The organism is Mesorhizobium sp. M1348, from assembly GCF_040317925.1.
Taxonomy (GTDB): domain Bacteria; phylum Pseudomonadota; class Alphaproteobacteria; order Rhizobiales; family Rhizobiaceae; genus Mesorhizobium.
On record NZ_JAMYLH010000008.1, the window covers coordinates 240923 to 253864 of the forward strand.

At 64.3% G+C, this 12942-nt stretch carries 10 protein-coding genes and 1 pseudogene; 8 read left to right on the plus strand and 3 right to left on the minus strand.

The annotated features are described in order from the left end of the window. Positions 1-120: 120 nt before the first annotated feature. Both NKH13_RS16845 and NKH13_RS16850 read right to left on the minus strand, forming a co-directional pair. Positions 121-768 (minus strand): cysteine hydrolase family protein, encoded by a 648-nt coding sequence (locus NKH13_RS16845; RefSeq protein WP_352913128.1) that lies wholly within the window; start codon positions 766-768, stop codon positions 121-123. Continuing rightward, positions 765-1094, minus strand: coding sequence for a hypothetical protein (locus NKH13_RS16850; protein ID WP_023675896.1), 330 nt, complete (start codon positions 1092-1094; stop codon positions 765-767). The genes NKH13_RS16845 and NKH13_RS16850 overlap by 4 nt, the downstream gene beginning before the upstream one ends. Before the next feature lie 176 nt (positions 1095-1270). Here NKH13_RS16850 and NKH13_RS16855 point away from each other — a divergent pair, with 176 nt between their 5' ends. The 8 genes and pseudogenes from NKH13_RS16855 to NKH13_RS16890 all read left to right on the plus strand — a co-directional run bounded on the left by NKH13_RS16855 (position 1271) and on the right by NKH13_RS16890 (position 11357). Further along, positions 1271-1669, plus strand: coding sequence for a RidA family protein (locus tag NKH13_RS16855; RefSeq protein ID WP_352913131.1), 399 nt, complete (start codon positions 1271-1273; stop codon positions 1667-1669). A 186-nt stretch (positions 1670-1855) separates the two neighbouring features. Further along, positions 1856-3280 carry a pyridoxal-phosphate dependent enzyme gene (locus tag NKH13_RS16860; RefSeq protein WP_352715942.1) on the plus strand — a complete coding sequence of 475 codons (1425 nt, stop codon included), beginning with the start codon at positions 1856-1858 and terminating at the stop codon, positions 3278-3280. Beyond that, the gene (locus tag NKH13_RS16865) at positions 3277-4458 is read left to right on the plus strand and encodes a cystathionine gamma-synthase (RefSeq protein WP_352913133.1); all 1182 of its coding nucleotides are present in this window, start codon (positions 3277-3279) and stop codon (positions 4456-4458) included. Before NKH13_RS16860 ends, NKH13_RS16865 begins: the two co-directional genes overlap by 4 nt. A 291-nt stretch (positions 4459-4749) precedes the next feature. Next, complete coding sequence (locus NKH13_RS16870; RefSeq protein WP_352913190.1) at positions 4750-5727, plus strand: GlxA family transcriptional regulator; 978 nt, start codon at positions 4750-4752, stop codon at positions 5725-5727. Positions 5728-6261: 534 nt separating this feature from the next. Continuing rightward, positions 6262-7566: a M24 family metallopeptidase gene (locus NKH13_RS16875; protein WP_352466585.1), complete on the plus strand. Its 1305-nt coding sequence runs from the start codon at positions 6262-6264 to the stop codon at positions 7564-7566. Positions 7567-7873: 307 nt separating this feature from the next. Beyond that, complete coding sequence (locus NKH13_RS16880) at positions 7874-8551, plus strand: isochorismatase family protein (protein ID WP_352913134.1); 678 nt, start codon at positions 7874-7876, stop codon at positions 8549-8551. Between the two features lie 16 nt (positions 8552-8567). Beyond that, positions 8568-9568, plus strand: a pseudogene (locus NKH13_RS16885) (alpha/beta hydrolase). Positions 9569-9716: 148 nt separating this feature from the next. Next, positions 9717-11357, plus strand: coding sequence for an ABC transporter substrate-binding protein (locus NKH13_RS16890; RefSeq protein WP_352913136.1), 1641 nt, complete (start codon positions 9717-9719; stop codon positions 11355-11357). Positions 11358-11444: 87 nt separating this feature from the next. On the opposite strand, the gene NKH13_RS16895 is transcribed toward NKH13_RS16890, so the two are convergent. Continuing rightward, positions 11445-12932, minus strand: a complete 1488-nt coding sequence (locus NKH13_RS16895) for a pyridoxal phosphate-dependent decarboxylase family protein (RefSeq protein ID WP_352913138.1) — start codon at positions 12930-12932, stop codon at positions 11445-11447. Positions 12933-12942 lie beyond the last annotated feature (10 nt).

A 12942-nucleotide genomic window follows, 5' to 3' on the forward strand; every position in this document is an offset into this window, starting at 1 on the left:
CAATTCCGGGAAAGCGCGAAGCGGTTTTCCGTCCGCAATTGCGTATTGCGTGAAGACAAAGCGATGGAGCGGTTCGGCGTTTCCGTGAAACGGTGGATCGCTCTGGCAAGCCGATTGTCCTCAACCCGCACCGGCAAGCGCGCTGCAGAAGCTTGCGACATCGGTGACAACGGCTTCGCCGAGGAAGCGCAGCGTCGCCGTCGAGCGGTCGCGCGCTTCGCGGTTGCCGAAGCCACAGGCATCCTCGATTACCATGGCGACAAAGCCATTGTCGGTCGCCTGGCGAACGGTCGGCTCGATGCCGATCTCCATGGCAATGCCTGCGAGCGCTATCGTGCGCGCGCCGCAATCGCGCAAGGCAAAGCCGAGCGCGGTGGAATCGAAGGCCGACATCGTGAGCTTGTCGAACACCGCCTCGTCCGCGCGGGGTTCCAGCTCGGGCACGATCCGCGTCGCTTCGGCGTCGCGCGGGAACCACGGCTCAACCATGTCGGGGCTGTCGCGCCGCTGCCAGGCCATGGCGGTGCGCAGCTGCGTCGCGCCCATCCATTTGCGCGGCAGCGACAGATGGCGCGTGAACGCCACCCGCATTCCGGCCACGCGCGCCGCTTCCAGCACCGTGCCGGTGCGCTCGATGATGGTGGCGGCGCCGGCCACCTGGCGGCAGATGCCGATCTGCATGTCGTAGACCACCAGCGCGGTACGGCGCGGATCGCACCACTCAGCCAGGCTGGCCGGGATTTCGATCCCGTCGCTCGACCGGATCATGCTGCAGTCCGGTCCCACGGCTTGGCGATGTCGACGGTCGGGTCGAACAGGAATTCCAGCGGCAATGGCGCGTCGAAGGCGATGAAGTGCCATTCCAGCAGCCCGGCCTTGGACAGCGGGAAGTCCTCGGTGTAGCGCCGCGCTTCCGCAACGCTGTCGAGCTCGAAGACGATGATGACGCCGCCAATATCGCCGCGCGCATAATTCTCGCGCACGATCCCCGCCTTCCAGAGCCGCCAGACGTTCGACACTTCGTCGCGCAGATAAGGCCGCAGGTCGTCGAGCGTGACGCCGGGCCTGAAATTGTCATAGGCAAGAATCTTCATCGGCCGTTCCTTGCATTGCTGTTCGCCCAGCGCCGGGTAGCATGGCTGAATCGGCGGCGGCAACGAACGAGATGGTGCGTTGAAACGGCCGCACGATTGCCGTTCTGTGCCGCGCGATCCCTATGGGCGGCCGGGCGGCCGCGGGATAATTTTTGCTGAAGAGGAGGAAAAGCGCGGTGACCATCGAAAGGCTGAACCCCGAGGGCATGCACAGCAATCCGGCCTATTCGCAAGGCGTGTCGCTACCGGCATCCGCGCGCATCGTGCTGGTCGGCGGCCAGAATGGCGTCGACGCGCAAGGGCGGATCGTCGCCAGGGACGATCTCGCTGCACAGACCGCTCAGGCGCTTTCCAACCTGGCAAAGGTGCTCGAAGCCGGTAGGGCAAAGCCTGAAGACCTCATCAGCCTCTCGGTCTATATCGCCGGCGACCTGGACATAGGGCCGGCCTTCGGCGCCTGGATGGCCTTCTGGGCAAACCGTGGCGCGCCGCCGATCATCAAGGTGCTGCGCGTCGCTGGCCTCGGCAATCCGGATTTTCTGATCGAGATGGAAGCCCAGGCGGCGATCGCCTGAGCCCTAAACAGGTTCTGCAAATCTTTTGCCCTGCCTGGAGGCCGGCGAAGCTTTTGCGAAATTCCATTCCCCTGCTGGCGGCCGGATTGGCACGATCTATCTTCTTTCCAACTGCAAACGGCTGGAAAAGACGGTAGGTTGCCGTCTTCCAGGGCGGTTGCTCATTCTGGCAACGGAGCATCTGACATGAGCAAGCACAAGATCGTGGCACCGGACGATGCATCGTCCCGCCTGCGCCCGCCCTATGCCTCGGTTCTCGACCTGATCGGGCAGACGCCGGTCGTCGAGCTGACCAAATTCGACATCGGCAAGTGCCGGCTGTTCATCAAGCTCGAAAGCCAGAATCCCGGCGGCTCGATCAAGGACCGCATCGCGCTGTCGATGATTGCCGCCGCCGAAAAACAGGGCAGACTGAAGCCCGGCGGCACCATCGTCGAGGCGACCGCCGGCAATACCGGTCTTGGCCTCGCCCAGGTCGGTATCCCGAAGGGCTACCGCATCATCCTCGTCGTGCCCGACAAGATGTCGCGCGAAAAAATCCAGCATCTGCGCGCGCTCGGCGCGGAAGTGCGCATGACGCGTTCCGACGTCGGCAAGGGCCACGCCGAATATTACCAGGACATGGCCGAAAAGATCGCCGCCGAGCTGCCCGGCGCCTTCTATGCCAACCAGTTTGCCAACCCGGCCAATCCGCACGCCCACGAAACCACGACCGGGCCGGAAATCTTTCAACAGCTCGGAGGCGATGTCGATGCGGTGGTCGTCGGCGTCGGCTCCGGCGGCACGCTGACCGGGCTCGGCCGCTACTTTGCGAAAGTCTCGCCGAAGACCGAGATGATTTTGGCCGATCCGGTCGGCTCGGTGCTGGCGCCGCTGATCAAGACCGGCAAGATGGTAGAGGCCGGAAGCTGGACCGTCGAAGGCATCGGCGAGGATTTCGTGCCGCCCAATGCCGATCTGTCGCTGGTCAGGAAGGCCTATTCCATTCCCGACAAGCAGAGCATGCTTGCGGTACGCGACCTGCTTTCCAAGGAAGGCATTCTCGCCGGCTCGTCGTCCGGCACGCTGCTTTCGGCGGCACTCCGCTATTGCCGCGAGCAGACCGTGCCGAAGCGCGTCGTTACCTTCGTCTGCGACAGCGGCAACAAGTACCTGTCGAAAGTCTTCGACGATTTCTGGCTGGTCGAGCAGGGCCTGGCCGAGCAGGAGCAGCATGGCGATCTGCGCGACCTGGTCATGCGCACGCTTCGCACCGGCGATGTCGTGTCGGTCGGCCCCGACGAAAGCCTGCTCAACGCCTATGGCCGCATGCGCCGCTCGGATGTCTCGCAACTGCCGGTGCTGGACGACGGCAAGCTCGTCGGCATCATCGACGAAAGCGATATCCTCGCCAAGGTCGAAGGCCCCTATGACAGCCGCTGGGACCGCTTCAAGGCCCCGGTCAGGACGGCCATGACCTCTAACCTGCACACGCTGCAGGCCAGCCAGACGCTGGACGCGCTGCTGCCGGTGTTCGACCGCAACGAGGTTGCCATCGTCTTCGATGGCGACGAATTTATTGGCCTGATAACCCGCATCGACCTGATCAACCATCTGAGGCGCGCCCGATGACCGTCAAAGCCACCGTATCGGGCAAAAACCGCCTCGCCTTCTCGACCCGCACCATCCATGGCGGCCAGAGCCACGACCCGACGACGGGCGCGGTGATGGTACCGATCTATGCCACCTCGACCTACGGCCAGCAGAGCCCGGGCGTGCACAAGGGTTTTGAATATGCCCGCAGCCAGAACCCGACCCGCTTCGCCTTCGAGCGCGCGGTGGCCGACCTCGAAAGCGGCGCAGCCGCCTTCGCCTTCGCTTCGGGGCTGGCAGCGATCGCAACCATTTTCGAACTGCTCGATTCAGGCGCGCATATCGTCGCCACCGACGACATCTATGGCGGCACGTTCCGATTGCTGGAACGGGTGCGCAAGCGCTCGGCCAACCTCCAGGTCGACTTCGTCGACTTCACCGATCTTGCCGCGGTCGAGGCGGCGATCCGCCCGGAGACCAAGCTGCTTTGGGTCGAGACGCCGACCAATCCGCTGCTGCGCGTCGTCGATCTCGAAGGCGTCGCCGCACTGGCCAGACGGAAGGGCGTGATGTCGGTGGCCGACAACACTTTTTGCAGCCCCTATCTGCAGCGGCCGCTGGAGCTCGGCATCGATATCGTTGTTCACTCGACGACGAAATACCTCAACGGCCATTCCGACATGGTCGGCGGCGTCGCCGTGGTCGGCGACAATAAGGATCTCACTGAGCGGCTAAAATTCCTGCAGAACGCCATCGGCGCCATTTCAGGGCCGTTCGACAGTTTCCTGGCGCTGCGCGGACTGAAGACGCTGGCGCTGAGGATGGAGCGTCATTCGTCGAACGGCCAGAAGATTGCGCACTGGCTGGAAAGCCGCCCCGACATCCGCCGTGTTATCTATCCCGGCCTGCCCAGCCACCCGCAGCACGCCATCGCCAGGCGGCAGATGCACGCCTTCGGCGGCATGATCACGGTCGAGCTCGACCGCGACCTCGCCGGCACCAAACGCTTCCTCGAACACACGCAGCTGTTCACGCTGGCCGAAAGCCTCGGCGGCGTCGAAAGCCTGATCGAGCACCCGGCACTGATGACGCACGGCTCGATCCCGGCGAAAAAACGCGCCGAGATCGGGATATCCGATTCGCTGGTGCGGTTGTCGGCCGGGATCGAGGACGGCGACGATCTGATCGCGGATCTGGATCAGGCGTTGGCGAGTTGAGGGGGAGCAGTCGTGTCGGAGGACTCGTGCTGAGACGGACAATTGCCAATGTCGGCGCCGCCCCTCACCTGCCTGCCGGCATCCTCTCCCCGTATAGCGACGGGGAGAGGGACGCCTTTGCCTGTGGTTTCGCAAGTCTTCTGCGCAGCAGAACTAGCGCCGAGGTCGCGACGGCCCCTTTCTCCCCGTCACTATACGGGGAGAAATGCCCGGCAGGGCAATGAGGGGCGGTGCCATCCGTCCCGCAATGTAATTGACTAAGTGGCATCTGGCAGAATTGTAATGCACACCATGAACAACCGACAACGCAACCAACCGACGGCAAACGACACCCCGCTCACCTTCGCCATCCTGGTCTTCCCCGGCTTTCCGATGATGGCGTTCAGCTCGGTGATCGAGCCGCTGCGCGCCGCCAACGTGCTGGCCAAGCGGGACTGCTATCGCTGGATCATCGTCGGCGCCACCGAAGGTCCGGTGGAGGCCTCGAACGGCGTCGTCATCCAGCCCGGCTTTGCCGCCCATGACGCGCCGAAGGTCGATCGCGTCGTCGTCTGCTCGGGCGGCGATGCCGATCATCTCGTCGCGCAAGATGCCGTGAGCTGGATCCGCAAGAGCCTGCGCGGCGGCGCCCATATCGGTGCGGTGGCTGACGCGGCGTTCTTTCTCGCCCGCGCGGGCCTGCTCGACGGTCATGCCTGCACCTTGCACTGGACCAGCCAGGCGGCTTTCATCGAAGCGTTTCCGGATATCGAGCTGAGGCGCGATCTCTATGTCATCGACCGCAAGCGCTTCACTTCGGCCGGTGGCGTCGGCAGCCTCGACATGATGCTGGAGATCATCACCAGCGATTATGGCGCCGAACTTGCCGCCGGCGTCGCCGAATGGTTCGTGCACAGCCCGCTGCGCTCCAGCGTCGACCGCAAGCTGATGCCGCTGCGCCTACGCACCGGCGTGCAGAACGAATTGGTGCTGTCGGCCATCGCCATCATGGAGGATGCGGTGGAGGAGCGGCTCGGCATGGCGGAACTGGCGGGGCGGCTTGGTGTCTCCTCCGACAAGCTCGAACGCAATTTCCGCTCCGAACTCAGCATCTCGCCCAACGGCTATTACCGCCGCCTGCGGTTGAAGCGCGCCGCCGACCTCCTGGCGCATTCGACGCTGATGGTGCGCGACGTCGCGCTGGCCTGTGGCTTTGCTTCGATGTCGAGCTTTGCCCGGGCGTTCCGGGAGGAGCACGGCCACGCGCCGAAGGTGTTGCGGCGGCATTAGGGGCGTCTGCAAGGCGCAAACCTCGGAGATTAGCCGAACCACCCTTCCGCTTCGTCATCCCAGGGCGGAGCAAGGAGCGAAGCGACGCGGCGCAGACCCTGGGATCCATGCCGTTACCTCGCGGCAGTGCTCCAGCGGGACCAGAACCGAGTTCTTCTTCGCACCGATGGGCCGAGCCTGGGATGATGCGGAGGCCAAGATCATTGGTGGCACCGATGCAGATCGGGCCGCGCTTCTGGCTTGCAGTCATGTAGGCATAGCCGATCCATGGTGGAAGGGTAGCTGGCGCCGTTGCGGATACAAGCGCCCCTTCTGAGCCGCTGCATTCCTCGGCTGATGTAACGGCATGGATCCCAGGGTCTCCGCGACGTCGCTTCGCTCCTGCTCCGCCCTGGGATGACGAAAGTGTGGTGGCTTACGGCTAATCACCGAGGCTGCCGACAAGCTCCTGCGGCATTCAGCACGACATCTGCGGGATTCCGCATAAGCTCTTGGCGCCGCGCCGCTATGTTCAGGGCCTTCCAGGAGGCACCCATGAGCATCGTCGTTTTTGACCCCGACAGCACCGAGGATGTCGACTTCAAGGACCGCATGCGCCATCCGGCTGCGGCCGATCCGGCCGGCGGCATGTGGTTGTCGGATACCGAGCCGTCCTTCATCGACGCCGACGCGCTGCGCAAGGGCCGGCTGGCCAGGCTGCGCGCCTGGATGCGCGAGGCCGGCTATGGCGGCGTGGTTTTGTTCGACCCCTACAACCAGCGCTACGCCACCGGCTCCCGCAACATGTTCGGCTATTTCCTGCGCAACTCGACCCGCTACTTCTTCATCCCGACAGAAGGGCCGATCGTGTTGTTCGAATATCCGCAGAGCTACCATGTCTCGATGGTGCTCGACACGATCGACGAGGCGCGGCCGTCCAAGCTGGTCTGGTCTTCAGTGTCGGGCCGTGACGACGAAACCGCCGGCCCGTTCGCCGATGAGATCGCCGAATTGCTCAAGGCGCATGGCGGCGGCTCGATGAAACTCGGGCTCGACCGCTGCAGCCATCTGCAGGCACTGGCGCTGGAAAAGCGCGGCTGCGACGTCCGCGATTGCCAGGGCGAGGTTTTGGCGGTGCGCGCGGTTAAGACGCCTGAGGAAGTAAAATGCCTGCAGGTGTCGATGGCTGGCGCCGAGGCTGCGGTCTATGCGGTGCGCGAGGCGATCAAGCCCGGCGTTTCCGAAAACGAGCTGTTCGCCATCATGTATGGTGAGGTGATCCGGCAAGGCGGCGAGTTCATCGAAACCCGGCTGCTGACCTCGGGCCAGCGCACCAATCCGTGGTTCAACGAGGCGAGCGGCCGCAAGATCAGGCCGGGCGAACTCTTGGCGCTCGATACCGACACGATCGGCTGCTACGGCTACTATTCGGACTTTTCGCGCACCTTCCGTTGCGGCCCGGGCAAGCCGACGGATTACCAGAAATCGCTCTACCGCATGGCGCACGACCAGGTTCAGCACAATATCTCGATCGTCAGACCCGGCATGGCGTTTCGCGAGATTGCCGAAAAGGCCTGGAAGATCCCGGACCGCTTCGTCGACCAGCGCTATACCTCGGTCATGCACGGCGTCGGCATGCATGGCGAGACGCCGTTCATCGCACATGCCATGGATTATGAAACCTATGGCCGCGACGGTGTCATCGTGCCCGGCATGGTGGTCAGCGTCGAAAGCTATATAGGCGAGAAGGGCGGCCGCGAGGGCGTCAAGCTGGAGGACGAGATCCTGATCACCGAGACCGGCACCGAGCTCCTGTCGCGCTTTCCCTATGAGGACGATTTCCTGGAGAAGCAGGTTTGACGCTCGTACTTTGGCGACTGTCGGAAACACCGTTCGCTTCGTCATCCTGGGGCGGAGCAAGGAGCGCAGCGACGCGGCGCAGACCCCAGGATCCATGCCGTGACTTCAGAGCGCTGCTGCCGTGCAGAATTCTGCTCCGCTGCACTCTTCGGCTAAGGTCACGGCATGGATCCCAGGGTCTCCGCGACGGAGCTTCGCTCCTGCTTCGCCCTGGGATGACGAAGCTGGCTAGGAGTCAGCCAATCTCCACGGCTTGCGGTAGCCCACGGAAAGGAACAGCGTTGGCCGGGAAGGCAGGCGTATCCGCATGAAAAGCCCGATCTCGATCAAGCGCGGCAAGGTGGCGGCGGTGTTCATCGATCTCCAGGAGGAGCATCGGCGGGACAAGCGCTATCTGGTCGAAGGCTATGGCGACATCCTCGCCAACGTCCAGCGGCTGCAGGAGGCGGCGCGGGCCAACAATGTGCCCCTTTACCACTGGGCCTATATCGTCGATCTCGCCACGGCGCGGCCGTTCCACCCGGTCGAGGCCAACGGCAAGTCGGCGTTTTCCGACAAGGACGATCCGCTGACTGCAATCTGCGCGGAAGTGGGCCCGGCGCCGGGCGAGACGATGCTGGTCAAGACCGACGCCAGCGCCTTCCGCGCAGGGCCTGCCGCCCAGCGGCTGAAGGCCGAGGGCATCGAGTGGCTGGTCGTTGCCGGCGTCTGGACCGAGGCCTGCATCGACGCCACCGTCAAGGATGCGGTGGCGCTCGGGTTTCGCGTGCTCTTGGTCAAGGATGCCTGCGGCAGCGGCAGCACGGCGATGCACCAGACGGCCATTCTCAATCTCGCCAACCGGCTCTATGGCGGCGCCGTCACCACCACCGACGGCGCCTGCCGGCTGCTGGCCGGCGAGACGGTCGAAGCCTGGCAGGTCGAGGGCTCGGTGCCGCTGCGCTTCAGCTATGAAAATGCTGCCCGGCTCTACGGCGAGCTCTGAGCGGGATCGCGCAGCGATGATCACCGAGGCCGATCGACCCGAAACGAGAGAGCGCGGAAAATACCAAACGCTGCTCGATTTGGAGCTGTGGGCCCATATCGACCGGGTCAACGAGTGGTATCCGCCCGAGATCGTCTACATGCCAATCGACAGGCAGCGGGCGGTCTATGATGCCATGTGCCGGGCGTTTCGCGAGCAATATCCGCCCCGTGTCAAGGCAAACGACAGCAGCGTCGGCGACCGTGCGATCCCCGTGCGGCGCTACCAGTTGGCGGGAACGGCGCCGCAGGCAGCGGTCGTCTATTATCACGGCGGCGGCTTCGTCCTTGGCGGGCTCGACAGCCATGACGACATCTGCGCCGAGATATGCGCCGGCACCGGATTTGCCGTGCTGTCCGCCGATTACCGGCTGGCGCCCGAGCATCTGCATCCGGCGGCTTTCGACGATGCGCTGGCGGTATTCGAATGGGCTGCGGCGACGACGGAACTGCCCATCGTGCTCTGCGGCGAAAGCGCCGGCGGCAACCTGGCCGCTGCGGTGGCACAGGCGACACGCCGCCATCCTCGCCATGCGATCGGCCAGGTGCTGATCTATCCCGAGCTCGGCGGTGACGAGCTAGACGGCCCAGAGCTGGATGGCAAAGCGCGCACCGGCTCCTATATCGAGCACGCCGAGGCGCCACTGCTGACATTGCGCGACGTCGAATTCTATCGCCATGTCCGCGCAGGCCCGGCGCAGTCGCCGGACGACCCGACATTTTCGCCGCTCGGCGATAGCGACTTCTCCGGCCTGCCGCCGACGGCCATCATCACTGCCGAATGCGACCCGCTGTCGTCGGACGGCCAGGGCTATCGCGACCGCATCCTTGCCGCCGGCGGCATGGCATGGTGGCGCGAAGAACCGCGCCTGGTGCACAGCTTCCTGCGCGCCCGCAAGACCGTGCCGCGCGCCGGCGAGGCCTTCGAGCGCATAATCGCGGCAATAGCCGCGCTGGGCGGGGTGACTGGCCGGAGTGACGCGGAGCGTCCTCCAAGCTCCACTGTCGCGGAACAGCGCACAACAACTGCGGAAACCCGAACACTGCTTCGGTCAGGCCAGCCCTATCATCACACCACGTAAGGAGCCCGCATCCGCGATGCGCCGGCCCGACAGGGAGGATTTACGATGAAGTTCATGCTGACCGACCGGAAATTGCATCCGCAGGCCGAGCCCGTCGCCGACGGCTTCAAGAAAGGCCAGATGAACCGGCGCGAATATCTCGCCACCATGGCCGCGTTCGGCGTCAGTGCGGCCGGCGCGCTGGCGCTTGGCGGGCTTGCGCCGTCGCCGGCCAGGGCCGAGGAGCCGAAGCGCGGCGGCGTTCTGCGCGTCGCCATGAACGTCAAGGGCTGGAAGGATCCGCGCACCTTCGACGGCGTCGAGATGTCCAACGTCGCCCGCCAGTGCAACGAATATCTGGTGCGCTGGAGCCGCGACTTCACCTTCGAGCCCTGGCTGCTCGAGAGCTGGGAGACCAGCGACGACGCCCGCGTGATCACGCTGCATGTCCGCAAGGGCATCACCTGGTCGAACGGCGACACCTTCAATGCCGACGATGTCATTCACAATCTGACGCGCTGGTGCGATGCGTCCGTCGCCGGCAATTCGGTCGCCGCGCGCATGGGCGCACTGGTCAACGCCGATACCAAGAAGGCCGTCGACGGCGGCATCGAGCGCGTCGACGATTTCACAGTCCGGCTCAATTTGCCCAAGCCCGACATTTCGCTGATCGCCGGCATGGCCGACTATCCGGCGCTGATCATGCACCGCAGCTATGAAGGCGACGGCGATCCGCTGAAAGCGCTGGCGATCACCACCGGGCCCTGCGAACTCGTAGCGTGGGACGCCGAGGTCGGCGCCGAAGTCCGCCGCAAGGCCAAACCATGGTGGAAGGGCGAGTTCTATCTCGACGGCATCAAATGGGTCGACTACGGCTCCGATCCCAACGCCATGCTGTCGGCCTTCGAATCGGGCGAGGTCGACACCGACCATGAAACCGCCTCCGACACGGTTTCACAGACCGACTCCATGGGCCTGAGCAATTCCGAGATCGCCACCGGCTCGACGATCGTCGCGCGTTTCAATATCGGCAACCCGCCCTATGACGACATCAAGGTGCGGCGCGCCGCACAACTGGCCGTCGACAACGCCGCCGTGCTGAAGATCGGCATGGACAACCGCGGCAAGCCTGCCGAGAACCATCATGTCGGGCCGATGCATCCCGAATATGCCGATATCGGCCCGGCCGTCCGCAACACCGATCAAGCCAAGGCCCTGCTCGCCGAGGCCGGCAAGGCCGACCACGAATACGAACTCATCTCGGTCGACGTCGACTGGCAGAAGAGCACCGGCGACGCCATCGCCGCGCAGATGCGCGAGGCAGGGCTGAAGATCAAGCGCACAGTGCTGCCGGCCGCGACCTTCTGGAACGATTGGAGCAAATATCCCTTCTCCTGCACGGAATGGCTCGGCCGGCCGCTGGGCGTGCAGGTGCTGGCGCTCGCTTATAAGTCTGGCGCCGCCTGGAACGAGAGCGCCTATGCCGATCCGGAATTCGACAGTCTGCTCGACAAGGCGCTGGCGATGCCCGACCCCGGCGCCCGCAAAGAGCTCATGGCCAAGATCGAACAGAATTTGCGCGATTCCGGCGTCATCATCCAGCCCTACTGGCGCTCGGTCTATCGCACCTATCGCAAGGGCGTGCATGGCTGCGAGCAACACCAGTCGCTCGAGCAGCATTTCGAGAAGGTCTGGCTTGACGCGTGAGCTTTGTCGCAGGTTCGATCGGTCGGCATCGGGGCGAGGAACCCACGCTGGAATGAAGCCGTGTCATCGATCTTCGCGCCACACGGATCAGCCGGCGACGCCAGCCTTCGAAATCTCTCCTCCGAGCCGCACTGTTTCCTGAATCAGCAGGTCCAGATCGTTGCGCCGGGTGCGGTGGTTGTTGATCGCCACCCTGAGGCAATGCTGGCCATGCACCGTCGTGTCGGAAATGGCGGCGATGCCTTCTTCCTGCAGCCTCAGCATGATCTCGGTATTGAGCGCTTTCAGGCGCTCAGCGTCCAACCCATCGGCGCGGTAGCGAAAGCAGACGATGTTGATGTTCACCGGCGCCACCAGTTCGAGCGCCGGTTCGGCCTCGATCAGCGCACCGAGATAATGCCCTTGCGCGATGTTCTGGTCGATCAGCCGGCCGAATTTTTCGATGCCGTGCTCCCGCAGTGCCATCCACACCTTCAGCGCGCGAAAACCGCGTGACGTCTGCAGGCCGTAATCGTGCAGCCATTGGCCGGAGGCCAGGCCGCGCGGCGTCGATTCCAGATATTCCGGCGTCACCGCGAACGTGCCGCGATGCGCGGAGGCATCCCGGATCAGCGCGCAGCCGACCTCGAAGGGCGCGTGCAGCCATTTATGCGGATCGAGCGCGATCGAGTGGGCGTGCTCGATGCCGGCAACGCGATGCGAATTGTCCGGCGCAATCGCAAGCAGAGCGCCGATGCAGCCGTCGACGTGAAACCACAGATCTTCTTTTGCCGCCAGGTCAGCCAGCGCTTGCAGATCGTCGATTGCGCCGGTGTTCACCGTGCCGGCCGTACCGATTACGCAGACCGGCTTGAAGCCGGCGTCGCGATCCTCGGCGATCGCCTCCCGCAATGCAGCGATATCGATCCGCAGCCCGGCATCGCTCGGGATGCGACGCAGCGCCCGGTTGCCGAGGCCGAGCGCCTCCATCGCCTTGCGGTGACAGGAATGAAGTTGGTCGGAGCCGTAGAAGCGCAGCGGCTTGTCGATGCCGGCAACGCCATGCTCGCGTATGTCGATACCCGCTGTGGCGTTGCGCGCCACGGTCAGCCCGATGATGTTGGCCATCGAGCCGCCGCTGACCAGCGTACCGCTGGCCGATTGCGGAAAGCCCATCATTTCCTTGCACCAGTCGACGACCTGGTTGTCCATCAACGCGGCGGCATGGTTGCCGCCGCCGAGGTTGGAGCCTTGGATCGCTGCCAGGAAATCGCCGAGCGCGCCGGTGAAATTGCTCGAGCCCATATACCAGGACCAGAAGCGCGGATGGATGTTGCCCATCGCATAGGGCATCAAGCTCCTGGTGACGTCGCCATAGATTTCTGCTAGGGGCGCCGGCGAACGCGGCAGCGGCGATGTGAAGAAGGTCCTCACATCAACCGGCATCTCCTGCCACACCGGACGCTCTCTGACATCGCGCAGGTAAGCGACGGCATCGTCGACGATCCGATGCGACAAGACCTGCACGTCGGCCCAGTTCGAGGGGTCAAGCGTTTCCTCGGTGGCCGTGACGGCCAGTCCAGGCTTCGTGTCCATGCAGGCCGCT